This is a genomic window from Pseudomonas chlororaphis subsp. aurantiaca (assembly GCF_013466605.1).
Lineage (GTDB): Bacteria > Pseudomonadota > Gammaproteobacteria > Pseudomonadales > Pseudomonadaceae > Aquipseudomonas > Aquipseudomonas chlororaphis_I.
Map to the genome: position 1 here is coordinate 6,013,868 of NZ_CP059162.1, position 23,570 is coordinate 6,037,437.

General features: G+C 64.7%; 21 protein-coding genes and 1 pseudogene. 10 read left to right on the forward strand and 12 right to left on the reverse strand.

Annotation, left to right across the window (positions count from 1 at the left end; translation table 11 throughout):
- Positions 1-175 precede the first annotated feature (175 nt).
- From H0I86_RS27495 to H0I86_RS27505, 3 genes and pseudogenes are all read left to right on the forward strand, one after another.
- Positions 176-1,417: an MFS transporter gene (locus H0I86_RS27495; protein ID WP_180922885.1), complete on the forward strand. Its 1,242-nt coding sequence runs from the start codon at positions 176-178 to the stop codon at positions 1,415-1,417.
- A 108-nt stretch (positions 1,418-1,525) separates the two neighbouring features.
- Positions 1,526-1,801: pseudogene (locus H0I86_RS27500) on the forward strand (type II toxin-antitoxin system RelE/ParE family toxin); the annotation flags it as partial.
- An 18-nt stretch (positions 1,802-1,819) separates the two neighbouring features.
- Positions 1,820-2,104 (forward strand): HigA family addiction module antitoxin, encoded by a 285-nt coding sequence (locus H0I86_RS27505; protein WP_180925925.1) that lies wholly within the window; start codon positions 1,820-1,822, stop codon positions 2,102-2,104.
- A 3-nt stretch (positions 2,105-2,107) separates the two neighbouring features.
- On the opposite strand, the gene H0I86_RS27510 is transcribed toward H0I86_RS27505, so the two are convergent.
- The gene (locus tag H0I86_RS27510) at positions 2,108-2,659 is read right to left on the reverse strand and encodes a DJ-1 family glyoxalase III (protein WP_180922886.1); all 552 of its coding nucleotides are present in this window, start codon (positions 2,657-2,659) and stop codon (positions 2,108-2,110) included.
- Between the two features lie 69 nt (positions 2,660-2,728).
- The gene (locus H0I86_RS27515) at positions 2,729-3,178 is read right to left on the reverse strand and encodes a DUF4879 domain-containing protein (RefSeq protein WP_180922887.1); all 450 of its coding nucleotides are present in this window, start codon (positions 3,176-3,178) and stop codon (positions 2,729-2,731) included.
- Between the two features lie 205 nt (positions 3,179-3,383).
- Between H0I86_RS27515 and H0I86_RS27520 the strand changes: the two genes are divergently transcribed.
- The 4 genes from H0I86_RS27520 (at position 3,384) to H0I86_RS27535 (ending at position 7,399) form a co-directional block, all read left to right on the forward strand.
- On the forward strand, positions 3,384-4,679 hold the full coding sequence (locus H0I86_RS27520) for an NCS2 family permease (protein ID WP_009050980.1): 1,296 nt from the start codon (positions 3,384-3,386) through the stop codon (positions 4,677-4,679).
- Entirely contained in the window at positions 4,676-5,755 is a 1,080-nt protein-coding gene (trmA, locus tag H0I86_RS27525) for a tRNA (uridine(54)-C5)-methyltransferase TrmA (RefSeq protein WP_180922888.1), read from the forward strand. Before H0I86_RS27520 ends, trmA begins: the two co-directional genes overlap by 4 nt.
- 343 nt (positions 5,756-6,098) lie before the next feature.
- Positions 6,099-6,548, forward strand: coding sequence for a type II 3-dehydroquinate dehydratase (aroQ, locus tag H0I86_RS27530; protein WP_007928871.1), 450 nt, complete (start codon positions 6,099-6,101; stop codon positions 6,546-6,548).
- Positions 6,545-7,399 (forward strand): shikimate dehydrogenase, encoded by an 855-nt coding sequence (locus H0I86_RS27535; RefSeq protein ID WP_180922889.1) that lies wholly within the window; start codon positions 6,545-6,547, stop codon positions 7,397-7,399. Before aroQ ends, H0I86_RS27535 begins: the two co-directional genes overlap by 4 nt.
- A gap of 98 nt (positions 7,400-7,497) precedes the next feature.
- Here the strand turns inward: H0I86_RS27535 and H0I86_RS27540 are convergent, their stop codons facing one another.
- Positions 7,498-8,697 (reverse strand): benzoate/H(+) symporter BenE family transporter, encoded by a 1,200-nt coding sequence (locus H0I86_RS27540; RefSeq protein WP_180922890.1) that lies wholly within the window; start codon positions 8,695-8,697, stop codon positions 7,498-7,500.
- A gap of 135 nt (positions 8,698-8,832) precedes the next feature.
- On the opposite strand from H0I86_RS27540, the gene pdxR reads away from it, so the two are divergent.
- Complete coding sequence (pdxR, locus tag H0I86_RS27545) at positions 8,833-10,320, forward strand: MocR-like pyridoxine biosynthesis transcription factor PdxR (RefSeq protein ID WP_180922891.1); 1,488 nt, start codon at positions 8,833-8,835, stop codon at positions 10,318-10,320.
- 4 nt (positions 10,321-10,324) lie between these two features.
- On the opposite strand, the gene H0I86_RS27550 is transcribed toward pdxR, so the two are convergent.
- Positions 10,325-11,002, reverse strand: coding sequence for a TetR/AcrR family transcriptional regulator (locus tag H0I86_RS27550; protein WP_180922892.1), 678 nt, complete (start codon positions 11,000-11,002; stop codon positions 10,325-10,327).
- Positions 11,003-11,106: 104 nt separating this feature from the next.
- A complete protein-coding gene (gene quiC / locus H0I86_RS27555; RefSeq protein ID WP_180922893.1) occupies positions 11,107-13,014 on the reverse strand; it encodes a 3-dehydroshikimate dehydratase QuiC in 1,908 nt (635 codons plus the stop codon).
- A 639-nt stretch (positions 13,015-13,653) separates the two neighbouring features.
- On the opposite strand from quiC, the gene H0I86_RS27560 reads away from it, so the two are divergent.
- Entirely contained in the window at positions 13,654-14,991 is a 1,338-nt protein-coding gene (locus H0I86_RS27560; protein WP_180922894.1) for an MFS transporter, read from the forward strand.
- Positions 14,992-15,103: 112 nt separating this feature from the next.
- Here the strand turns inward: H0I86_RS27560 and H0I86_RS27565 are convergent, their stop codons facing one another.
- From H0I86_RS27565 to H0I86_RS27580, 4 genes are all read right to left on the reverse strand, one after another.
- Positions 15,104-15,982, reverse strand: a complete 879-nt coding sequence (locus H0I86_RS27565) for a DMT family transporter (RefSeq protein WP_180922895.1) — start codon at positions 15,980-15,982, stop codon at positions 15,104-15,106.
- Positions 15,983-16,110: 128 nt separating this feature from the next.
- Positions 16,111-16,926: a sugar phosphate isomerase/epimerase family protein gene (locus H0I86_RS27570; RefSeq protein ID WP_180922896.1), complete on the reverse strand. Its 816-nt coding sequence runs from the start codon at positions 16,924-16,926 to the stop codon at positions 16,111-16,113.
- Positions 16,927-16,928: 2 nt separating this feature from the next.
- Positions 16,929-17,984 carry a Gfo/Idh/MocA family protein gene (locus H0I86_RS27575; RefSeq protein WP_180922897.1) on the reverse strand — a complete coding sequence of 352 codons (1,056 nt, stop codon included), beginning with the start codon at positions 17,982-17,984 and terminating at the stop codon, positions 16,929-16,931.
- A 213-nt stretch (positions 17,985-18,197) separates the two neighbouring features.
- Entirely contained in the window at positions 18,198-18,974 is a 777-nt protein-coding gene (locus tag H0I86_RS27580; protein ID WP_124322426.1) for an IclR family transcriptional regulator, read from the reverse strand.
- Positions 18,975-19,183: 209 nt separating this feature from the next.
- On the opposite strand from H0I86_RS27580, the gene H0I86_RS27585 reads away from it, so the two are divergent.
- Positions 19,184-20,911 (forward strand): FAD-dependent oxidoreductase, encoded by a 1,728-nt coding sequence (locus tag H0I86_RS27585; protein ID WP_180922898.1) that lies wholly within the window; start codon positions 19,184-19,186, stop codon positions 20,909-20,911.
- Between the two features lie 164 nt (positions 20,912-21,075).
- Here H0I86_RS27585 and pcaG read toward each other — a convergent pair whose 3' ends face one another.
- The 3 genes from pcaG to pcaQ all read right to left on the reverse strand — a co-directional run bounded on the left by pcaG (position 21,076) and on the right by pcaQ (position 23,444).
- Positions 21,076-21,681: a protocatechuate 3,4-dioxygenase subunit alpha gene (gene pcaG / locus H0I86_RS27590; RefSeq protein WP_180922899.1), complete on the reverse strand. Its 606-nt coding sequence runs from the start codon at positions 21,679-21,681 to the stop codon at positions 21,076-21,078.
- Positions 21,682-21,691: 10 nt separating this feature from the next.
- The gene (pcaH, locus tag H0I86_RS27595) at positions 21,692-22,411 is read right to left on the reverse strand and encodes a protocatechuate 3,4-dioxygenase subunit beta (RefSeq protein WP_007928900.1); all 720 of its coding nucleotides are present in this window, start codon (positions 22,409-22,411) and stop codon (positions 21,692-21,694) included.
- A 103-nt stretch (positions 22,412-22,514) separates the two neighbouring features.
- Positions 22,515-23,444, reverse strand: a complete 930-nt coding sequence (gene pcaQ / locus H0I86_RS27600) for a pca operon transcription factor PcaQ (protein WP_180922900.1) — start codon at positions 23,442-23,444, stop codon at positions 22,515-22,517.
- Positions 23,445-23,570 lie beyond the last annotated feature (126 nt).

Here is a 23,570-nt window from a genome sequence, read left to right on the forward strand (position 1 = left end):
GTGGCGATTTCCGCGCCGTCGAAGGCCCTTCGGACCTTATCGCAGCCTGCGGCAGCGGCTACAGGGATTGGGTTATTTCGAACAAGCGGGATAGATGCGGGGCTAACGATTCTGCAACTATTGGTTACATCTTGGTGATAACCTCGCCCTACTCCACGCCCAGACCTGTCTTCAGATGCCCAGCCAAGACCCTCTGCTGCTTCGCCATCACCGTCCGTTCATTGCTTTCTGGCTGGCGCGGATCTTCACCGCCAGCGGCTTCCAGATGCTCACCGTGGCCATCGGCTGGAACCTCTACCAACTGACCGGCAATGTGCTCGACCTGGGCCTGGTCGGGCTGGTGGAGTTCGTGCCGCGCGTGCTGTTCATGCTGCACACCGGGCATGTGGCCGACCGCTACGACCGGCGCAAGGTGGCAGCCATCTGCCAGACGCTGCAGGCGCTGATCGCCCTGTCCCTGGCCATCGGCAGCACCACCCACCATGTCACCCGCGAGATGATCTTCATCCTCGCCTTCCTGCTGGGCGCCGCCCGTTCCTTCGAGATGCCGACTACCCAGGCGCTGCTGCCGAGCATCGTGCCCAGCGCGCTGTTCCCCCGCGCCGTGGCCGCCGCCCAGTCCGCCCAGCAATCGGCGACCATCGTCGCGCCGGCCCTCGGCGGGCTGCTCTACGCCTTTGGCAGCGTATGGGTCTATGGCCCGACCGTGCTGCTGTATGTGATCGCCTGCTGCCTGATGCTCAACCTGCCCGCGCGGCAGACGCCGCCGAACAAGGGCAAGGCCACCCTGGATTCGTTGCTCGCCGGGGTGCGCTTCATTCGCAGCCGACCGGACATTCTCGGGGCGATCTCCCTGGACCTGTTCGCCGTCCTGCTCGGTGGTGCCACCGCGCTGCTGCCGGTGTTCGCCAAGGACATCCTGCTCACCGGCGCCTGGGGCCTGGGCCTGCTGCGCTCGGCGCCGGCGGTGGGAGCCTTGCTGATGTCGCTGTGGCTGGCACGCTTTGCCGTCGACCGTCATGTCGGTCGGGTGATGTTCACCGCCGTCGGCGTGTTCGGCGTCGCCACCATCGCCTTCGGCCTGTCGACCTCGTTCTGGTTCTCGCTTGCGGTGCTGGTGGTGCTGGGCGCGGCGGACATGATCAGCATGGTGATCCGCGCCTCCTTCGTGCAGCTGGAAACTCCGGGTGAAATGCGTGGCCGGGTCAGCGCGGTGAACGGTCTGTTCATCGGCGCCTCCAACCAGCTCGGCGAGTTCGAGTCCGGGCTCACCGCCCACTGGTTCGGCACCGTGCCGGCGGTGGTCCTGGGTGGAGTCGGCACCCTGCTGGTGACCGGGGTGTGGATAAAACTGTTCCCGACCCTGGCCCATCGCGATCGCATGCATGCGCCGGTGGAAGAAGAAGCCAAGGCCTGATTCGAGGCAGACAGGAACCTCACAGGACGTCGCCGTTGATCGTCCGATTCACGCGCTGCAATACATATCCGATGGGAAGAGTGTAAGGTATCGCCTTACACTCACCGCATGATCAAATCCTTTCAGCACAAAGGCCTCAAGGCCTTCTATGAAACGGGATCGACTCGAGGGATCCGAGCCGATCATGCGAGGCGCCTGGCGCGCATGCTGCCTTTCATGGATCACGCGACAGAGCCTGACGACCTCGACCTCCCGGGATGGCGGTTGCATCCGCTCAAGGGCGAGCGTCGCGAATACTGGTCACTGACCGTATCGGGCAATTGGCGAGTGATTTTTCGTTTTACGGGTTCGGATATCGAGCTGGTCGACTATCTGGATTACCACAGAACAGGAGGCAGGATCATGCCCAACCCGCCACACCCCGGTGAAACACTGCGTATGGATATATTGCCCGAGCTGGGAATCAGCGTGACGGAACTGGCCAGGCATCTTGGCTACGCCCGCCCCCATCTCTCCAAGGTGCTGAACGGCCACGCGCCGATCCGGCCGGAACTGGCGGTAAGGCTGGAGCGCGCCGGAATAGGTAAAGCCAAGGTCTGGCTGGCGGTACAGGCTGACTACGATATCTGGCAGACCGAACAAGCCTTGTTACCGCGCATCGAGCCCATTGCCGCTCATGTCTGCTGATCGCTAAACCAGCAACTCCCCCTCCACCGCCGTCCGCCGGCCCCTGCCGCATAGCTGCTCCACCAGGGTCAGGGCGAAACCCAGGGCCGCGCCCGAGCCTTGCGCGGTGATGCAGTTGCCATCCACCACCACCGGCTGGTCGACGAAGTTGCAGCCCGACAGCTGATGGCTGGCGCTGGGCAGGCAGGTCATGCGCCGCTGGCGCAGCACCCCGTAACTCTGCAAGGCCAGGGCCGGCGCTTCGGCAATGCCGGCGAACAGGCGCCCGGCGGCGGCCTGGTCCTTGACCAATTGCATCAGCGGTTGATGGGCCGCCAGGTGCTGCGCGCCAACCGCGCCACCGGGCAGCACGATCAGGTCGAAGCTCTGGGCCAGCACATCCACCAGCATGCCGTCGGCGGTCATCCGGGTGCCGCGGGCGCAGGTGAGCATGCGCCGCCCTTCGATACTGGCCACCAGCACTTCGACTTGAGCACGGCGCAGCACATCGATCAGGGTCACGCTTTGCAGGTCGTCGATGCCCTCGGCGAGGGGAATCAGGGCTCTAAAGGTCATGGGCTGTGTCCGCGGTAGGGTCTTTAAAGCTTAGTCAGCTTTAAAGCCCTCCGCGTTCGGACGCTGCCGTTACTTGATGTAGATCTGCGCGCTCATGCTGTTGCCCGGCGCATTCAGCGAGGTGTTGCTGAAGGTGAAGGTTCCTTCCTGTTTGCCGGCCAGGTCGAAGGTATAGATGTAGCCGACGGTGATCCCGGAGTTGCCGCACGGCACCAGGCTCGAACCTTCTTCGCAGACCGCCGCGCGGGTGCCGTTGACCTCGAAGCCGTCCAGCGCCACGCGGGGCTGGCGGCCATAGCCGACTTCCAGCACATACACCTTGATGTTCGGCCCCTGGTGATCGCAGGCAGTCTTGTCACGCCCGTCCGACACATCCTCCAGGCCGCAGGACGGCGACTCGACCTTGAGGATTTCCACCTGGCTCAAGGGCGGTGCGGAACGCGCCATGGCCGGCGCCGTCCCCAACCACAGGCAGCTGGCCACTACCGCCGAGGTCATCGCTTTTATCGTGCTGTGCATAAGTCCCCCCAAAACGTCGGCGCAGTATGCCCCAGTCGCCACTCGGGCAAAACATCGCCGACGATCGCAGCCATAGCCTTACGCTGCTGGTATGATGCGCGGCTTTTTCCGACCCGCACAAAATCCCCGGATGCTTTTTTATGGTCTGTGCTTTGCTGTCTGGGTCGATACATTCACGGCGCCCAGCGCGCCACGGGGAGCAGACATGCTGGAAAGGCTGTTTCAACTCAAGGCACACAACACCAACGTGCGGACCGAGATTCTTGCGGGCGTCACGACCTTCCTGGCCATGGCCTACATTCTCTTCGTCAATCCGAGCATCCTCGGCGAGACCGGCATGGACAAAGGTGCGGTGTTCGTCGCCACCTGCCTGGCCGCCGCCATCGGCTCGACCGTGATGGGCCTGATCGCCAACTACCCGATCGCCCTGGCTCCGGGCATGGGCCTGAATGCCTTCTTCACCTACACCGTGGTCCTGCACATGGGCCATACCTGGCAAGTGGCGCTGGGCGCGGTGTTCATTTCGGCGGTGCTGTTCTTCCTGCTATCTATCTTCAAGATCCGCGAATGGATCATCAACAGCATCCCGCTGCCGCTGCGCTCGGCGATTGCCGCTGGTATCGGCCTGTTCCTGGCGCTGATCGCCCTGCACAACGCCGGCATTGTGGTCGGCAACCCGGCGACCATGGTCGGCCTCGGGGATCTGAAGCAACCGGCGCCGATCCTCGCGACCCTGGGCTTCGCCCTGATCGTCGCCCTGGAAGCCCTGAAGGTTCGCGGCGCGGTACTGATCGGCATCCTGTCGGTGACCATCGTCTCCATCGCCCTGGGCTTCACCCCGTTCGGTGGCGTGACCTCGATGCCACCTTCGCTGGCCCCGACCTTCCTGCAACTAGACATCAAGGGTGCGCTGGACATCGGCCTGGTCAGCGTGATCTTCGCCTTCCTGTTCGTCGACCTGTTCGACAACTCCGGCACCCTGATCGGCGTCGCCAAGCGCGCCGGCCTGATGGGCAAGGACGGCCACATGCCGAAAATGGGCCGGGCCCTGATCGCCGACAGTACCGCGGCCATGGCCGGTTCCCTGCTGGGCACCTCGACCACCACCAGCTACATCGAATCCGCAGCCGGCGTCAGCGCCGGCGGCCGCACCGGCCTGACTGCCATCGTCGTGGCGATCCTGTTCCTCCTGGCGCTGTTCTTCTCGCCACTGGCGGCCAGCGTCCCGGCCTTCGCCACCGCGCCTGCGCTGCTGTTCGTCGCGGTGCTGATGACTTCGGGCCTGGCGGAAATAGACTGGGACGACATCACCGTCGCCGCGCCCGTGGTAGTCACCGCCCTGGCCATGCCGTTCACCTACTCCATCGCCAACGGCATCGCCTTCGGCTTCATTGCCTGGACCGCGATCAAGCTGCTGTCGGGCCGCGCCCGTGAGTTGAACGCGCCGCTGGTGATTCTCTCGGTACTGTTTGTGATCAAGTTGGGTTGGTTCAACGCATGACTTTCGATTCCAAGGCTTACGCCACCCAGCTCGCCGACAAGGTTGCGCGCCTGCATGAACTGCTGGCGCCGTTCGATGCCCCCGAGCCCCAGGTCTTCGACTCGCCGCTGCAGAACTTCCGCCTGCGCGCGGAGTTCCGCCTGTGGCGCGAAGCCGGCGAGCGCCATTACGCGATGTTTTCCCAGGAAGACAAACGCACGCCGATCCTGATCGAGGAATTCCCGATCGCCAGCCAGCGCATCAATCAGCTGATGCCGCAACTCAAGGCCGCCTGGCAAGCCAGCAGCGCCTTGAGCCACAAGCTGTTCCAGGTCGAGTTCCTCACCACCCTGGCCGGCGACGCGATGATCACCCTGTGTTATCACCGCCCGCTGGACGAACACTGGCACGCCGCGGCGAGCCAGTTGGCGACCGAGCTGAACGTCAGCGTCATCGGCCGCTCCAAGGGCAAGCGCGAAGTGATCGGCCACGATTACGTGGTGGAGAAACTCGAAGTCGGCGGGCGCACCTTCAGCTACCGCCAACCGGAAGGCGCCTTCACCCAGCCCAACGGCACGGTCAACCAGAAGATGCTCGACTGGGCCTACGACGCCCTGGGCGATCGCCCGGACGACCTGCTGGAGCTGTACTGCGGTAACGGCAACTTCACCCTGCCCCTGGCCACCCGGGTGCGCAAGGTGCTGGCCACCGAGATCAGCAAGACCTCGGTCAACGCGGCCCTGAGCAACCTCAGCGAAAACGCGGTGGAGAACGTCACCCTGGTGCGCCTGTCCGCCGAAGAGCTGACCGAAGCGCTGAACGAAGTGCGTCCGTTCCGCCGCCTGCAAGGCGTGGACCTGAAGAGCTACGAATTCGGTAGCGTATTCGTCGACCCGCCGCGCGCCGGCATGGACCCGGACACCTGCGAGCTGACCCGACGCTTCGACAATATCCTGTACATCTCCTGCAACCCACAAACCCTGGCGGCCAACATCGCCCAGTTGCACGACACCCACCGCATCACCCGCTGCGCGATGTTCGACCAGTTCCCGTGGACCCACCACATGGAATCCGGGGTCTTGCTGACCCGGCGTTGATAGCCTGTCGCGGACCACAAAAAAGCCGTCCCTGCGACGGCTTTTTTGTGGCCACTCCCTATCATGCCAACGCCTGCGCCTTCTTTATTGATGAACCGTCGCCTGGCGTGATTGAGGTCGGTTCCGCAAGCTCCGGCAACCCTAGCCAGGTGGCAAGCCATTCTTGCAGTACGGACTTTTATTGCTGGCAGCGGCATGAATATGTTCGATCAGCGAACACTTAATGACAGGACCCGCCGTCCCTCATCCAGCCGCAATTGACCAAATTAACTAGTTAGTACAATTTAGCTCCAGCCGCTGGCCGCTCAAGCCGCGCCCACAATAACAACGGAGAATTCCCCTCATGCGCCCTATCGTTCTGGTGCTCAACGGCCCGAACCTGAACCTGCTCGGCACCCGCGAACCCGCCACTTACGGTCACGAGACCCTGGCCGACATTTCCGCCCTGTGCGGGCGTGCCGCCGAGGAGTTCGGCCTGACCGTGGAGTTTCGCCAGACCAACCACGAAGGCGAACTGCTGGACTGGATTCACGGCGCCCGTGGCCGTTGCGCCGGGATCGTGATCAACCCGGCGGCCTGGACCCACACCTCGGTGGCGATCCGCGATGCCCTGGTGGCCAGCGAGCTGCCGGTGATCGAAGTGCACCTGTCGAACGTCCACGCCCGCGAACCGTTCCGCCATCACTCCTTTGTCTCGGGCATCGCCCTGGCGGTCATGTGCGGTTTCGGCAGCCATGGCTATCGCCTGGCACTGGCGCACTTCAGCCAGCGTTTTCAAGGAGCCCAGGCATGACCCAGCAGAACACAGTACTGGCCGGACTGATCGGCGCCGGCATCCAGGCCTCGCGCACCCCGGCACTGCATGAGCACGAAGGCGATGCCCAGGGCCTGCGTTACCTGTACCGGCTGATCGACCTGGACCAGTTGCAGCTCGACAGCAACGCCCTGCCCGACCTGCTGCTGGCCGCCGAGCGCATGAACTTCACCGGGTTGAACATCACCTTTCCCTGCAAGCAGAGCATCATCCCGTTGCTCGATGAGCTGTCGCCGGAAGCCCGCGGCATCGGCGCGGTGAACACCGTGGTGCTCAAGGACGGCAAGCGCGTCGGCCACAACACCGATTGCCTGGGTTTTGCCGAAGGTTTCCGCCGCGGTTTGCAGGGCGTGGCCCTGGAGCGTGTGGTGCAGATGGGCGCCGGCGGCGCCGGTGCGGCGGTGGCCCATGCGCTGCTCAGCGAAGGCGTGCAGCAACTGAGCATCTTCGATGTGGAAAGCGCCCGCGCCCAGAGCCTGGCGGACAACCTCAACCAGCATTTCGGTCCCGGCCGGGCCAAGGCCGGCGTCGACCTGCCCGCCACCCTGGCCGTCGCCGACGGCCTGGTGAACACCACGCCCATGGGCATGGCCAAGCTGCCGGGCATGCCGGTGCCGGTCGAGTTGCTGCGCCCTGAGCTGTGGGTCGCGGAGATCGTCTACTTCCCGCTGGAAACCGAGTTGCTGCGCAATGCCCGCGCCCTCGGTTGCCGCACCCTGGACGGCGGCAACATGGCGGTGTTTCAGGCGGTGAAGGCGTTCGAGCTGTTCAGCGGCATAACGCCGGATGCCCAACGCATGCTCGCGCATTTCCAGAGCATGAATGGCTGACAATGCATGAGCGGCTCAGGGCGGGGCTGTGATCGGCTCCGCTCTCGACAGATGCCTGCCGCACGGTCAGGCACCCCGTTCTACTCCTCCCCTTGCGACTACGCACGTTCATGATGCCCGACTGGCCGCAGCCGGCCGTGCATCACGCCGTGCGCCAGCAACCCCGCCAGCAAGCCCCAGAATGCGCCGCCCAAACCGAACAAGGTGATATTGGCAGCGGTCGCCAGGAAGGTGATCAAGGCGGTTTCCCGGCCACTCGGCTCGACCAGCGCAGTGGCGAGGCTGCCGCCGATCGCACCCAGCAGGGCCAAGCCCGCCAGGGTGGTGATAAAGGTCGTCGGCAGGACCACGAACAGCGCCGCCAGGGTGCTGCCGAAAATCCCCACCAGCAGATAGAACACCCCACAAGCGAGCCCGGCCAGGTAACGCTTGGCGGGCTCCTCATGCGCCTCCTTGCCCGTACAGATGGCGGCGGTAATCGCGGCGACATTGAATGCATGGGAACCGAACGGCGCCATCAACAAGGAGCCCAGCCCCGTCGTCGTGAGAATCGGATTGGCGCTGGTCTTGAACCCATCATTGCGCAGCACCAGCATGCCGGGCATGTACTGGCCGGTCAGGGTGATCAGGAACAACGGCAGGGCCACGCTCAGCAGCGCATTCAGCGAGAACACCGGCAAGGTCAGCACCGGCACGGCCGGCTTGAGTTCGAGGCTGGCGAAACTGACCTGCCCCAACCCGAGCAACAGCACGATGCCGATCAGCAATACCCCGACAATCGCATAACGCGCGGTAAAGCGGCGTAGCAGCACATAGCTGAGCAGCAGCGCGCCCACCAGCAACGGATCGACCCCGGCCCCGTCGAAAGCGCCAATCCCGAAGCGCAGCAAAATGCCCGCCAGCAGGCCCGCCGCGATTCCCGGCGGGATCAGCTTCACCACCCGCTCGAAATAGCCCGATATCCCCAGCACGACGAAGCCGACGGCCGACAGCATGAAGGCGCCGATCATTTCCGGGTAAGGCGTGCTCGGCAGTACCGCGATCAGGAAGGCCGCGCCCGGTGTCGACCAGGCGGTGATGATCGGCTCGCGGTAGCGATAGCTCAGCCAGGCGCCGGTCAGGCCGACGCCGATCGAGATCGACCAGATCCACGAAGCGGTCTGCTCGGGACTTAACCCGGCCGCCTTGGCCCCCTGGAAAACCAGAATGAAGGTTCCCCCGTAATTGACGATGACCGAAATCAGCGCGGCAACGCTCGGATGCAGCAGGTCAGCGATTCTGATGCTGGCGGTTTTCATCGGAGGAACCCTCAGGATGTGTTGGCAAGGCGAGGGAGTATCGGCAGGTAATGGTCTATATAAAATATCCACTTTCCATCAATATCCCAGACCACTTTTCCAGCTGCCGCGCAGCCCAGCGATCCACAGGCCCCGATGAAAACCCGCAAAACCGCCTATCCCATCTGGAACCGTCTGCAACTGGCCAAGGACGGCCACTTGTCGTTGCGCGAGCAGTTGCTGCTGTTCCTGCGCAAAGGCATCGCCGATGGCAGCGTCAAGGCCGGCATCCGCCTGCCGGCCTCACGCGTGCTGGCGGCCCAGCTGGGGCTGTCACGCATGACCGTGACCGAGGCCTATGGGCAGTTGATCGCCGAGGGGTTCCTCGAGGCCCGGACAGGTTCGGGCACCTATGTCATGGCCCGCATCGCCGAACCAACGGCCTCGCCGCCTGCCCGGGCAGAGGCCACCATCGGCTCCACCCGGGCCCGGGCGCTGATGGGGAACGACTCAATGTCCATGGCCCCCGCCGCCTGGCCGCTAACTCCCGGCCTGCCGGCGCTGGACGCTTTTCCTTATGCCCTGTGGGGGCGCCTGGAAGGTCGGTTCTGGCGACGCCGGCCACTTCCCGACCTGTCCTACGGCGACCCACAGGGTTTCCTGCCATTACGCGAAGCCCTGGCGGCTTACCTGGGCGCGGCACGCGGGGTGGTCTGCCAGGCCCGTCACATCGTGATTACCCCCGGTGCCCAAGCAGCGGTGTCGGTTGCGACACTGGCGCTCACCGACCAGGGAGATCGCGTCTGGGTCGAGAACCCCGGCTACGATGCGGCCTACCGCAGCGTGTTGCTGGCTGGCGTGCAGGCGGTGGGCGTTCCCGTGGACAAAGAAGGGCTGGATGTGCAGGCCGGCCGCCGGCTCGCGCCGGACGCCAGGCTGGCGCTGGTATCACCTTCGCACCAGTATCCCCTGGGGGTCGGCATGAGCCTGGCGCGACGCCTGGCCTTGCTGCAATGGGCCCACGACGCCAATGCCTTCATCCTCGAAGACGATTACGATAGCGAGTTTCGCTACGGCGGCGCGCCAACACCGGCGCTCAAGGCCCTGGACGGCAATCAGGGGCGGGTGATCTATGTGGGGACCTTGAGCAAGCTGCTGGCGCCAGGCCTGCGCCTGGGGTTCCTGGTCGCCCCCGAGGCGGTGGTGGACCTGTTGCGCGACGTGCGCAATGGCAGCGGCCACCGCGTGCCTTTGTCGCTCCAGGCGACGGCGGCGGAGTTCATCGGCAATGGCCACCTCGGCAGCCATATCCGGCGTAGCCAGGCGGTTTATGCGCAACGTCGCGCAGCCTTGCTGGCGGCCATTCACGACGCCGGCAGCGAGCGTATGACGGTAGCCAGCAGCGCTACCGGGTTGCATCTGCTCGCCGAACTGCCCGATGGCCTCGACGACCAGGCTATCTCTGCCGCCGCCCATGCCCGAAAAATCGGCGTCGCGCCACTGTCAGGTTTTTTCGTTGGCGCCCAGGGTCGGCCACGTCCTGGCTTGTTGATGGGCTTTGGCAATACCCGGGCGGAGTCGATGCAGGATGCGGTTGCAACCCTACGCCGTCTGATCGACCGGCAACGGGGTTCAACCTTCTAGGCGATCAGGCCTGCAAGTAACGCAGCACCGACTCGCAGATCATCTCGCGGTGACGCTGCTTGATCGCCTCGTCGGGCAGGTCGATCTGGAAGATCTCGCCGAAGGTGTGGCGGTTGGACACGCGGTAGAAGCAGAACGAACTGATCAGCAAATGCACATCCAGCGCGTCCAGGCCGGCACGGAACACGCCCTCGTCGACCCCACGCTGCAGGATCTCGCCCAGGGCATGGAGGATGGTGTTGTTCATCGCCTTGATCGCCTCGGAGCGCTTCACGTACTCGGCGTTGTGGATGTTTTCGATGCTGACGATGCGCACGAAATCGACGTTGCGATCATGGTGATCGAAGGTGAACTCCACCAGCCGGCGAATCGCATCGCGCGGCGCCAGCTCCGCCAGCTGCAGGCGGCTCTCGGTGCTGCGGATATCGCCGTAGAGCTTCTCCAGCACCTCGACGTACAGTTGCTCCTTGCTGCCAAAGTAGTAATAGATCATGCGCTTGGAGGTGTGGATGCGCTCGGCGATGGCATCCACCCGAGCTCCGGACAGCCCCTGCTGCACAAACTCCACAATGGCTTCTTGAAGAATGTTCTCGCGGGTCTTTTCCGGGTTGTTCTTGCGACTCTTGCGCGGCTCGTTCACGGACTGCTCGGGCGCTACGGAGAGTTCTGTGGTCATTGTCATTCTGGGGCTCACGGCCATCGCTGCACACGCGGGCGATTATGGGCCGCGTCGCGCAACGAAGGAAAGCAGGACGGCGGCCCTTTGCCGCCGCCGTTACGAAACTCCTACAACTTGGCCTGTCGCACCCCGCCACTGCGCGACTTGGCCATGGCCGCCAGGCGCACCGCGACGTTCGCTGCGCCATAACCGACGTAGCCATTCTTGCGCTGGATGATCTCGAAGAAGAAGCGCCCCTCGAACGGTTCGGTGTAGACGTGGAACAGCTCGCCGCCCTGGGCGTCGCGGTCGTAGAGCACGTTGTAGTAGGCCAGTTCGCTGAGGAACTCGTCGTCGAAATCGAAGCGCGCCGCCAGGTCGTCGTAGTAGTTCAGCGGGATGTCCAGCAGCGGCACACCCGCCTCCTTGGCCCGGCTGACTTCGGTAAAGATATCGTCGCAATCGAAGGCGATGTGATGCACACCCGAGCCGCCATAACTGGACAGCGCATGGGAGATCGCGGTCTTGCGGTTCTCGGAAATGTTCAGCGGCAGACGGATGGTGCTGCAACGGCTGCGCAGCGCCCGGCTCTTCACCAGCCCGTAGGGGTCTGGCAGCACCACTTCGTCGTCGGCGGTGAAATCCAGCAGGCTCTTGTAGAACAACACCCAGCTGTCGAGGCTGTCGGCCGGCAGCGCCATGGCCATGTGGTCGATGCGCTTGAGGCCGCCCTTGGCCACTACCCCGGGGAGCATATTGAAATCGGTGTCGTACAGGTTCCCGCCCTGCTCCTGATCCACCAGGTAGATCAGGCTGCCATCCAGCTCGCGCACGGCGGCCAGTTCCAGTTCGTTGGGGCCCACCAGCCCGCGGTACGGCTGGCCCTTGTAGGCCACCGCGCGCTCCAGCGCCTTGGCGCTGTCCTTGACCCGGATCGCCGTGGCGCACACCGAGGGGCCGTGGGCTTCGAAGAAGCTGTGGGCAAAGGAATAAGGTTCGGAGTTGAGGATCAGGTTGATATCGCCCTGGCGCATCAGGCTGACGTTCTTCGAGCGGTGCTGGCCGGCCTTGGCGAACCCCAGGCGTTCCAGCCAGCCGCCGAGCTTGGCGCCCAGCGCTTCGTCCACGGCGAACTCGAGAAACTCGGTGCCGCCGTATTCACTGGCCGGCGGCGGCGCGAACAGCGTATCGATATTGGCCACCGGCGTGGCTTCCAGTGCCAGGCGCTGGCGGGTTTTCTCCTCGAGGTACAGCAGCGAACGCAAGCCGTCCGCGGCGTTGGCCCGCGGCGGTGCGGCGCGGAAACCGTCGTTGAAGATCTCCAGGGACAAAGGCCCGGTGTAGCCGCTCTTGATGATCGGCGCGAGGAACCCCGGCAGGTCGAAATCGCCCTGCCCCGGGAAGCAGCGAAAATGCCGGCTCCACTCCAGCACGTCCATGGCCAGGATCGGCGCGTCGGCCATCTGCACGAAGAAGATCTTGTCCCCCGGAATCTCGGCGATCGCCGCCGGGTCGCCCTTGAGCGACAGGGTGTGGAAGCTGTCGAGCAGTACACCCAGGCTTGGATGGTCGGCCTCGCGGACGATGTCCCAGACCTGTTGATAAGTATTGACGTGCCGGCCCCAGGCCAGGGCTTCGTAGCCGATCCGCAGGCCCCGGCTGCCGGCGCGCTCGGCCAGCAGGCGCAGGTCGTCCACCAGGATCTGCCGGTCGCCGACGCTGTCGGCCGCGGCATTGCTGCACACCAATACCAGGTCGGTGCCCAGTTCCTGCATCAGGTCGAACTTGCGCTCGGCGCGCTCCAGGTTGCGTTGCAGGCGGTCGCGGCGGCAGCCTTCGAAATCGCGAAAGGGTTGGAACAGGGTGATGGCGATGCCCAGGTCCGCGCACATCTGGCGGATTTCCCGGGGGCTGCCGTCGTAGTAGAGCAGGTCGTTCTCGAAAATCTCCACGCCGTCGAAACCGGCGGCGGCAATGGCTTCGAGCTTTTCCGGCAGGGTACCGCTCAAGGAGACGGTGGCAATGGAACGCTGCATGTTTCAACTCCCGGTAATGACCACAGATCGGGCGCCGTGCCTGTAGCCGCTGTCGCAGGTCCTGAAGATCCCGCGCCCGCTTCGCGGACGATCGCAGCCTGCGGCAGCGGCTACAGGGGCACGTTTGTTATTGGATGGGGCGGATTATTGAGCCGGGCATTGCAGACAGCAATTCAAAGTGTACGAACCAGTTAGTTTTTCGTGCGATTATCGAACAAAATGGCCGTTGGCGAATTGACGATTTTTCGTCCACTGCGCACCATCGACAGCACATTGAGCCGGCACCGAACCGCCGGCCTCAATCGCCAAAGACCCAGAACACACCATAAAAATTTCAAAAATCGGGTACACCCTCATGCTTGCACTCAACGCCACACCTCTCTGCCTGGTCCTCCGGCTCTCATCTGGCCAGACCTCCAACAGCCGCCTTCAGACGGACACACTACGGCCCCTGGGCTGAACCGTGCTTGCACGCTGACCCGACCGCTTTCAATCGTCGCGCCCGGTGCGCGTCGACCAAAGCACTCAGCCGATCGATCATCGAGTTCACCCGCGGCCCGGCCGCCCAGCCGACGATCGATCACGCGCCCTTGAGTCCCGACGAGTTGTCCCTCGTCAGTCATTGAACGGATGGCACACATGATTCCTTCTCAAAGCTCCCGCATGGCCCCGAGCCTCGGCACCGCCTCCGGCGGCATCGGCGACAAGATCCGCGGCGCCATGGCGGTCGGCAAGACCCGCTGGGGCATGCTCGCCCTGGTGTTCTTCGCCACCACCCTGAACTACATCGACCGCGCCGCCCTGGGTGTGATGCAGCCGATCCTGGCCAAGGAAATGAGCTGGACGGCGATGGACTACGCCAACATCAACTTCTGGTTCCAGGTCGGCTACGCCGTCGGTTTCGTCCTGCAAGGACGGTTGATCGACCGGGTCGGCGTCAAGCGCGTGTTCTTCTTCGCCGTGCTGCTCTGGAGCCTGGCCACCGGCGCCCATGGCCTGGCCACTTCGGCCGCGGGCTTCATGGTCTGCCGCTTCATCCTCGGGCTGACCGAGGCCGCCAACTACCCGGCCTGCGTGAAGACCACGCGCCTGTGGTTCCCGGCCGGCGAACGCGCGGTGGCCACCGGCATCTTCAACGCCGGGACCAACGTCGGCGCCATGTTCACGCCGATGCTGCTGCCGTTGATCCTGCACGCCTGGGGCTGGCAAGCGGCGTTCCTCTGCATGGCCGCGCTGGGCGGTGTCTGGCTGCTGTTCTGGGGCCTGAAGTACTTCAACCCGGAAGATCACCCGAGCGTCAAACAGTCCGAGCTCGAGTACATCCAGAAAGAAGTCGAACCGGAGCAGACCCGCGTGCCCTTCTCGCGCATCCTGCGCATGCGCGGCACCTGGGCCTTCGCCCTCGCCTACTCGATCACCGCGCCGGTGTTCTGGTTCTACCTGTACTGGCTGCCGCCGTTCCTCAACCAGCAGTACAACCTGGGCATCAACGTGACCCAGATGGGTATCCCGCTGATCATCATCTACCTGACTGCCGACTTCGGTAGCGTCGGCGGTGGCATCCTCTCGTCGTTCCTGATCGGCCGCGGCGTCAACCCGATCAAGGCACGCCTGATGTCCATGCTGCTGTTCGCCTGCTGCATCGTCGGCGTGATCATGGCCGCGGGCGCCAGCAACCTGTGGCTGGCGGTGTTCGCCATCTCCCTGGCCATCGGCGCGCACCAGGCCTGGACCGCCAATATCTGGAGCCTGGTGATGGACTACACGCCCAAGCACATGATGAGCACGGTGTTCGGTTTCGGCGGCATGTGCGCGGCCATCGGCGGCATGTTCATGACCCAGCTGGTGGGCCATATCCTGACCGTCACCAACAACAACTACACCGTGCTGTTCACCCTGATCCCGGCGATGTACTTCATTGCCCTGACCTGGATGTACTTCATGGCCCCCCGCAAGATTCCGAAAGTGGAAGACTGACGCTTACCTCTCGCAGGCCCGGTTCCGGGCCTGCTTTTTTTCTCCCTCCACCCTCTTCTCTCGGTCGATGCCGCCCAACGCCGGCAACTGACATCCCCGTTACGAACTCCGCTCAGCGCCGACGCTGTTGCCAGGCAGCCGCCAAGCCGCTGAGGCAGATCACCGCGATGCCCAGTTGGGTGATCGGCTGCGGCGTATGGCTGAACAACAGCCAGCCCAGCAGCCCGGCGAAAACGATCTGGCAATAGCCGAAGGGCGCCAGCAGCGCCGGTGCCGCGTGGCGGAATGCCTGGGTCAGGAACAGGTGGGCGGTCATGCCACAGGCCCCCAGCGCCAGCATCAGCACGCCATGGATAAAGCTCGGCACCTGCCAGAAGAACGGCACCAGCGCACTCATCACCAGGGTGTTGCACAGACCGGCGAAGAAATTGCTGGTGGTCGGGCTGTCGTGCTCGGCGAGCTTGCGGGTCAGCAGTTGGTAAAAGCAGAAAAACAGCGCCGAGCAGAAAGGCAGCAGCACCGCCGGAGTGAACAGGTCGCCACCCGGGTGAACGATGATCAGCACGCCGATAAAACCGCAGATCACCGCCAGCCACTGGCCCTTCGTGACCCGCTCGCCCAGCAGCGGCACCGACAACGCGGTGACCAGCACCGGCGCCAGGAAGTTGACCGCGGTGGCTTCGGCCAGGGGGATAAACAGCAGCGCCGAGGTGAACAGCAGGCTGGTGCTGAGCAGGCACAAGGCCCGCGCCAGCTGCAGCAACGGCCGCCTGGTGCGCAACACCCGCAGGCCCGATTGCGGCAGGAAGATCCCGGCCATCAGCAGGGTGTGAACCAGGTAACGGGCCCAGACCACCATCACGATCGGATAGAACCCCGAAAGGTATTTCGACAGGGCGTCGTGACTGGCGAACAGGAAGGTCGCCACGACGACCAGCAGGATGCCCTTGAAGGGCTGGTTGACACCGGAAAGGGGTGTGCTGAGGGTCATCCGCGGGCTCTCTCAAGATAGGGTTTGTTTGTAGAAAAACAGCTTCGCGGGCAAGCCTCGCTCCCACAGAAGCCGTGTTCTTCTGTGGGAGCGAGGCTTGCCCGCGATAGGGCCACACGGGCTACCCACTAAATCCGGGCCAACAACGCCCGAGTCTTGTCCAGGGCCATCTGCGCCCGCTCCAGGGCGCCGACGCCCTGCTCGAGCAACTTCACCGTGGGAATCTCCAAGCTCAAGGGCAGGTTGGCCGGCAGACAATGCAAGAGCCCCGCCAGGTCGCAATCGCCATCCCCGGGGAAACGCCGTTCGTTGCGGGCCTGGCGCAGGATCTCCTGCATATCGTCCGGGCGCGGGCCGGCCACGTCGCACAGCTGGGCATAGCGCAGCCGTGACGGCGCGACCTTTGCCAGATCCTCCAGGCGCGAGGCCGAGCGATCGAAGTGGAATGCGTCCACCAGCACCGCGGCGTTGTCGCGACCGGCGTTCTCCACCACCCGCACCGCCTGCTCCAGATTGCATGCATCAGTCCAGGGCATGAACTCCAGGTGCGGGTGCAAGCCGTAGATCGACGCCAGGTCGCAAAGTTCGGCGAAGCGTTCGGTCATACGCGCCTCATCAGGGTCGTTGCCGGCCACCAGCAACTCGCTGGCGCCGAACTCGGCGCCGACCGCCAGCACCGCTTCGAAATCCGCGACCCGGGTTTGCGGCTTGAGCCGCAGGATCTCCACATCCAGCACGCCGATGCCGGTGTCGCGCAGGCGGCTGAGGGTCTGCCGGCGCAGCTCGGCATTGGCCACCAAGGCAAAGTGATGCTCCTGCGGCGTCGCCGGCACCAGGCGCAAACCGACATGGCTGTAACCGGCACGGGCCGCCACCTCGACCATCTGCGGCGGCGAGATCTCCAGCACCGTGAGGCTGGCCAGGGAAAGAATGCGTTCGCTCATGTTCATCCCTCGATCAGCGCCGGGGCACAGGCGCGACCGGTCGCCGCCGCTTCGCGGATCGCCTCGATCAGCGCCAGGGTCCGTGCCGCATCGGCCACGCTGACCAGCGGCTCGACCTCGCGCCGCGCCACTTTGACGAAATGCTGCAACTGCAGGCGCAAGGCCTCGGCGGCGGTGAAAGGCTCCTCGACCGCCAGCAACGGCTGATGCCAGCCAGCACCGGCCTCGGCGTACTGCCAGCGCTTGAGTTGCGGAATGCTCAGGGCGCCAGCGGTGCCGGCCAGCAAATAGCACGGCTGGTCGGCCTGGCGCGGGTACACCGGGTTCTCGCCGGAATCCAGCTCCCAGCTCCAGGGCGCCGCCACTGCGTCGGAGCCAGTCAGGCTGCCCAGGACACCGTTGACGAATTGCAGCAGGACGGCGGCGCAATCTTCGTTGGCGAAACCGCGCACCGCATTGCTGGTGACGGCCTGTACCTGATGCACCTCACCGCACAGGTGGCGCAGCAGGTCGAGGTCGTGAATCAGGTTGGTCAGCAGCATCCCGGCCCCGGGTTCGCGGCGCCAGGGAATCTCGAAATAGCTGTCGGGCTTCTGCAACTGCCAGAGCGCGGTGACCGTGGTCAGCCGGCCCAATGCCCCGCCCTGCACCAGCGCATGGGCGCGGACAATCAGCGGGTTGTGCCGCCGGTGATGGCCCACCAGCACCGGCACACCGCTGCTTTTCACGGCGGCCACCAGTTCACGCGCTTCATCCAGGTGCACGCCGACCGGTTTTTCCAGCAGCACCGGCACCCCGGCCGCCAGGCAGTCCAGCGCAGTGCCTACGTGCAGGTTGTTCGGGTTGGCGACTATCACCGCGTCGGGGCGGGCCTGTTCGAGCATTTGTCGATAGTCAGGGTAATACGCCACCTGCCACTGCGCGGCGATCCCGGCGGCTTGCGGGCCGGGATCGGCCACGGCGCAGAGTGTGGCTTCGGTCAGGGTCTTGAGGTGCTGGTAATGCTGCTGGCCCATGTTGCCGGCGCCGATCAGGGCAATGCGCAAAGGCGAGTCCAAGTCAGGATCCTCTTGTGATTGTTATCGGAACGCGAAATTTCAAATATTTAGAACTCGGTTCCACTTTCACACAAGAGCAAAACAAAATAGTGTCCGATCAGCGAACAGCTTTAAGGCCTGAGATCGTGAAGGCCCTGTGGGGTCTTATCGCTGCCGAGCAGCGCGAGGCTGCGAACGGCTCCGCAGGAGACGCAAAGCAGCCATCGCGGTATGTCAGTTGAAAAGCTCGGAAGCCTGGCTGGCGGCCGAAAGCTCATCGGCAAACTTCAACAGCAGCGGTGCCAGTTCATGCAGGCGCGCCAGCGGCATGCGCGCGCTGGGGCCGGCGATGCTCAGCACCCCGACCACCCGGCCGTCGACCGGGTGACGCACCACCGCGGCCACCGCCGAGGTGCCCACCGCCGAGCTTTCCTCGACCCAGGCGTAACCCTGTTCCCGGGCCAGGCGCAGGCGTTCGAGCAGTTCGATATTCGAGCGCGGCGCGTTCGGGCCTAGGTCCGCGGGAATCTCGGCGGCCTGGCGCTCCACCAGCGACAAGGCCTCGGCATCGCTCAGGCAGGCCAGCCAGGCGTGCCCGGAAGCGGTGTAGAACAGCGGCGCCTCGCGCCCCATGTCGGGGTCGTAGCGCAACCCGGAACGGGCGCCCTGGGACTTGGCGATCCAGGTCTGGCGCTCGTCCTCGATCACCCCGAGGCGCACCAGCTCGCCGGTTTCCTGGGCCAGCCGGTCGAGCACCGGCTGGACGATGTCCGCGCCGCTGCTGGACAGGTAGCGAAAGCCCATCGCCACCAGTTTGGTCGACAGGTGATAACGCAGGCTGTCCGGGTTCTGGCGTACGTAGCCCAGGCGGATCAGCTCCGCCAACAGCCGGTGGGTGGCGCTTTTGGGGATGTCCAACTGCTCGGCCAGGGTCTGCATCGGCAGGCCGCGGGGATCGCTGGTAAGACTTTCCAGAACGCTGAAGACGCGCTCGATTTGACTGCCGGCCATGGTCGGGTCCAGACGAAATTTGGCCGATTCTAGTGACAACCGGCGCAATGGGAAACACACCGCGGCATCGTTCGATAACCGCCCATAAAAACCTCGGCACGGCGCAGATGATCCTGCCCCCGCCTTGCCGCCGACTATTCGACTCCGTATATTTTTTGGAATCAAGTTCCAAAAACAATAACTGTTCGTTTAGCGGAGTTGCTTCTTCCATGCCTGCCACCGCCCCCCTGCACCACCCCGATATCGATTGCGACGTGCTGGTCGTCGGCTCCGGCGCCGCCGGCCTCTCGGCGGCCGTGACCGCGGCCTGGCATGGCCTGAAGGTCATAGTGGTGGAGAAAGACCCGGTGTTCGGCGGCGCCACCGCCTGGTCCGGCGGCTGGGCCTGGGTGCCGTGCAACCCGCTGGCGCGACGGGCCGGCATAGTCGAGGACGTGGAACTGCCGCGCACCTACCTGAAACACGAACTGGGCGAGCGCTACCAGCCAGCACTGATCGACGCCTTCCTCGAAGCCGGTCCGCGCATGGTGTCGTTCTTCGAGCGCCATACCGCGCTGCAATTCGCCGACGGCAACGCCATCGCCGATATCCACGGCGATACGCCGGGCGCCGGCACCGGCGGACGCTCGGTGATCGCCGCGCCCTACGATGGGCGCCAGATCGGCACGCTGCTCAAGCGCCTGCGCAAGACCCTGCGCGAAACCTCGTTCATGGGCATGCCGATCATGGCCGGCGCCGACCTTGCGGCCTTCCTCAACCTGAGCCGTTCGCTGCCGGCGGCCTGGCACGTGAGCAAGCGCTTGGGCCGCCACCTGCGCGACCTCGTCACTCATCGCCGCGCCCTGCAACTGGTCAACGGTGTGGCGCTGGTGGCGCGCCTGGCCAAGTCGGCGCAGGACCTTGGCGTGCTGCTCTGGGAATCGGCGCCGGTCACCGAACTGCTGCGCGACGGCGACGCAGTGACCGGGGCGATTGTCAGCAGCGCCCCCCGGGGGCGTATCCGTATCAAGGCCCGCAAGGCGGTGGTGCTGGCGGCCGGCGGTTTCCCCAATGACATCGAGCGGCGCAAGGCGCTGTTCCCGCGCACACCCACCGGCCACGAGCATCTGGCCCTGCCACCGTTGGCGGTCTCGGGCGACGGCTTGCGCCTGGGGGAAAGCGTCGGCGCCCGGGTCGATACCGACATGGCGTCCCCGGTGGCCTGGGCCCCGGTTTCCGCGGTGCCCTACAAGGACGGCAGCCGCGGGCATTTTCCGCACATCATCGAGCGCGGCAAGCCGGGGATCATTGGCGTCCTGCGTAACGGCCAGCGTTTCGTCAACGAAGCCGACGGTTACTACGACTATGTGCGGGCGATGGTCGCGGCGGCTCCCGAGGGCGAAGAAGTGGCGTCGTGGCTGATCTGCAGCCACGGCTTCCAGCGCCGCTACGGCCTGGGCGTCTCCCGGCCCTTCCCGGTACCGCTGGCGCCCTTTATCCGCAGCGGCTACCTGAAGCGCGGCGACAGTATCGAAGAGCTGGCCCAGGCCTGCGGCATCGATGCGGACGGCTTGCGCGCCACCCTGGCGGAATACAACCGGCATGCCCGACAAGGCCAGGATCCGCAGTTCGGTCGGGGTTCGACGCCCTACAACCGCAAACAGGGCGACCCGCGCCAGCAACCCAACCCGTGCGTGGCGCCCATCGAGCAGGGGCCGTTCTACGCGGTGAAGGTCCAGCCGGGCTGCTTCGGCACGTTCGCCGGGCTCAAGGTCAATCCCCACGCCCAGGTGCTCGACGACCAGGGCCAGGCCATCGCTGGCCTGTACGCTGCCGGCAGCGACATGGCCAGCATCATGGGCGGCCACTACCCCGCCGGCGGTATCAATCTCGGTCCGGCGCTGACCTTCGGCTATATCGCCGGTCGGCACATCGCCGGGGCCAGCGCTTACGAATAAGGCGGCAATCAAGCTCGAAAAGAGTGTGGTTCCTGAGATCGCTTGAAGGCCCTTCGACCAGCGTGGCCCGGACTTATCGCAGGCTGCGATCGGCTGCGCAGGAGACGCAGACCAGCCGCTGCGGCAGACCAGACCGCCCCGGAAGAGCGGTCGCGGATGGCAGATCAGAAATCGAAGAACACCGTCTCGCCTTCCCCCTGGATGCGGATATCGAAGCGGTACGCCCGCTGCCCGTCCACTTCACAGGGATGCGCCAGCAGGGTTTCGCGCCGTTGCGGCTGCTCGATCAGGTTGAGCACCGGGCAGGCGGCGTTGGCTTCCGGCTCGTCGGCGAAATACAGGCGGGTGTGCAGGTGGATGTTGATCCCCCGGGCGAACAGCGCCACGTTGATGTGCGGCGCCATCGGCACCCCGGCGGCATTCTTCACCACGCCCGGCTTGACCGTGTGCAGCGTCCATTCGCCGGCATCGAAGGTGGTGGCCGTGCGCCCGAAGCTGTTGAAGACTTTCTCCGAATCGAACACGGGGTCGTAGACGCCCTCATGGTTGGCTTGCCAGAACTCGAGGAACGAGTCGCGCACCAGATGGCCGTTGCCGTCATACACGTGGCCGATCAGCAGGATCTTTTCCCCCTGGGCCTCGGGCCCGGCCATCCGGTTCCAGATCTCGTCGCTGCGGGTCGGGTTGCCCGCGGCGGCCAGTGCCAGGCCGATGTGCACGTAAGGGCCGGCCGTTTGCGAGGGGGTTTCAGGCAGCAATTGGATAGGCATGGCGGGCTCCTCAGCAATTCTCGAAGTGGGTCTTGCGCTGGCCGCGCAACACGATGTCGAAGCGATAGGCCAGGCAGTCCATCGGGTTGGCGCTGCTCATGTCCAGGCGCGCGATCAGGCTTTGCACCGCGTCCGGGTTGGCGATCGATTTGACGATCGGGCACAGCGGGATCAGCGGGTCGCCCTCGAAATACAGCTGGGTGATCAACCGCGTGGCGATCGAAGGCCCGCTGATGGAGAAGTGGATATGCGCCGGGCGCCAGTCATTCGGGCCGTTGCGCCACGGGTAAGGGCCGGGCTTGATAGTGCGGAAACTGTAGTAGCCGTCACGGTCGGTCAGGGCCCGACCGACGCCGCCGAAGTTCGGGTCCAGGGGCGCCAGGTAGCGGTCGTTCTTGTGCCGGTAGCGGCCACCGGCGTTGGCTTGCCACATCTCCACCAGGGTGTGGGGAATCGGCTGGCCGTACTGATCGCAGACCCGACCGGCGACGATGATTCGCTCGCCCACCGGCAAGCCGCCGTTATTGAAGTTGAGCAGCAGGTCGTTATCGAAACGTCCGGTCTTCAGATGGGAGAAATCGGGGCCGCTGGTTTCGCTCAGCGATTGCGGGATGCTCACCAGCGCTTGACGTGGCGAACGGGCCACGGAGGTCTTGTAGTCGGGAGTCAGGGCCTTGGGATGCCAATTACGGTCACGGATAACGAAACGACTGCTGTCTGCATCAGACATGTCGGTCTCCTGTTGTTTGATTTATGGAGCGCAGCCCGCGCAGTTTCAAACAACGGCAGCCCGACGACTATTGAAAAGGCCCTTCAAGAACATAACCAAAAGGTTATGGATAACACCCCTCGCGATAGGCCTGCCCGACCTCCCGCAGCACCTCGACACACCACTGCGCCGCCAGCGACAGCGGCAGGCTGGCATTGCTGGAGATGCCCACCGAGCCGCCCGGCTCGCGCTGCCCCAGGTCGATCTCGCGCAGCTCGCCGTTGGCCAGATCCAGGCGCACCGCGTCCAACGGGGCGATCCACAGCGCATCGCTGGACAGTACATAGCGCCGACTCAAGGCCACCGAGAGGGTTTCCAGGCGCTGGCGCGACTGGCTGATGCCGCACTGCACGAACAGGCTGTCGGCGAACTTGCGAATGGTGGTGCCGGCCAGCGGCAACACCAGCGGGTACCGCTCCAGCGCATGTCGATCCAGCGGCCCGTGCAGCAACGGATGATCGGGGCGCGCCACCAGGGTCATGGACTCGCTGTACAGATGCTCGAAGCTCAGGCCCTGGATCTGCGGGCTGTCCGTCATGCGCCCGACCACCAGGTCGACATCGCCGACCCGCAACTGCGACAGCAGATAGGCGCTGGGGCCGGTGACCACGCTCACCACCAGCGCCGAATGCCGTTCGTGCAGGCGCCGCACCACCTCCGGTAGCAGCAGGCTTTCGGCGGTCGAGAGCACACCCAGGCGCACCACACCGGCGGCATATTCGCCGCCACGCAAAGTGTTCACCCCTTCGCGCAGGGCCTGCACCGAGGGCCCGGCGTAACGCAGAAAAGCCATGCCGGCCTCGGTCAGGCTGAGCCCGGCCTTGCTCCGGGCGAACAGCCGGGTGTCGAGCAGTTCCTCCAGTTCCTTGAGGGTTTTCGACATCGCCGGCTGGCTCACCGCGAGCACATCCGCCGCCCGAGCCAGGCTGCCCTGGCGAGACATTTCAAGAAAACATACGAGGTGACGGAATTTGATGCGGGTATCGATGTTCAAAGGAGGCCCCGACTGTGTCGCGATAGAATCGATGCGGCTGCGGGCAATGGTAGCGTGCATGCAAAAGGCTGACGACCGGACTGGCGTCGGCCCTGCTCACCAGCAACACTGATCAGCACATTAAAA

Bases quoted from the DNA above. Each gene is read 5' to 3' on its own strand.
- H0I86_RS27495 (WP_180922885.1), top strand. From the start codon at position 176: ATGCCCAGCCAAGACCCTCTGCTGCTTCGCCATCACCGTCCGTTCATT.
- H0I86_RS27505 (WP_180925925.1), top strand. From the start codon at position 1,820: ATGCCCAACCCGCCACACCCCGGTGAAACACTGCGTATGGATATATTG.
- H0I86_RS27510 (WP_180922886.1), bottom strand. From the start codon at position 2,659: ATGACCTTTAGAGCCCTGATTCCCCTCGCCGAGGGCATCGACGACCTG.
- H0I86_RS27515 (WP_180922887.1), bottom strand. From the start codon at position 3,178: ATGCACAGCACGATAAAAGCGATGACCTCGGCGGTAGTGGCCAGCTGC.
- H0I86_RS27520 (WP_009050980.1), top strand. From the start codon at position 3,384: ATGCTGGAAAGGCTGTTTCAACTCAAGGCACACAACACCAACGTGCGG.
- trmA (WP_180922888.1), top strand. From the start codon at position 4,676: ATGACTTTCGATTCCAAGGCTTACGCCACCCAGCTCGCCGACAAGGTT.
- aroQ (WP_007928871.1), top strand. From the start codon at position 6,099: ATGCGCCCTATCGTTCTGGTGCTCAACGGCCCGAACCTGAACCTGCTC.
- H0I86_RS27535 (WP_180922889.1), top strand. From the start codon at position 6,545: ATGACCCAGCAGAACACAGTACTGGCCGGACTGATCGGCGCCGGCATC.
- H0I86_RS27540 (WP_180922890.1), bottom strand. From the start codon at position 8,697: ATGAAAACCGCCAGCATCAGAATCGCTGACCTGCTGCATCCGAGCGTT.
- pdxR (WP_180922891.1), top strand. From the start codon at position 8,833: ATGAAAACCCGCAAAACCGCCTATCCCATCTGGAACCGTCTGCAACTG.
- H0I86_RS27550 (WP_180922892.1), bottom strand. From the start codon at position 11,002: ATGACAATGACCACAGAACTCTCCGTAGCGCCCGAGCAGTCCGTGAAC.
- quiC (WP_180922893.1), bottom strand. From the start codon at position 13,014: ATGCAGCGTTCCATTGCCACCGTCTCCTTGAGCGGTACCCTGCCGGAA.
- H0I86_RS27560 (WP_180922894.1), top strand. From the start codon at position 13,654: ATGATTCCTTCTCAAAGCTCCCGCATGGCCCCGAGCCTCGGCACCGCC.
- H0I86_RS27565 (WP_180922895.1), bottom strand. From the start codon at position 15,982: ATGACCCTCAGCACACCCCTTTCCGGTGTCAACCAGCCCTTCAAGGGC.
- H0I86_RS27570 (WP_180922896.1), bottom strand. From the start codon at position 16,926: ATGAGCGAACGCATTCTTTCCCTGGCCAGCCTCACGGTGCTGGAGATC.
- H0I86_RS27580 (WP_124322426.1), bottom strand. From the start codon at position 18,974: ATGGCCGGCAGTCAAATCGAGCGCGTCTTCAGCGTTCTGGAAAGTCTT.
- H0I86_RS27585 (WP_180922898.1), top strand. From the start codon at position 19,184: ATGCCTGCCACCGCCCCCCTGCACCACCCCGATATCGATTGCGACGTG.
- pcaG (WP_180922899.1), bottom strand. From the start codon at position 21,681: ATGCCTATCCAATTGCTGCCTGAAACCCCCTCGCAAACGGCCGGCCCT.
- pcaH (WP_007928900.1), bottom strand. From the start codon at position 22,411: ATGTCTGATGCAGACAGCAGTCGTTTCGTTATCCGTGACCGTAATTGG.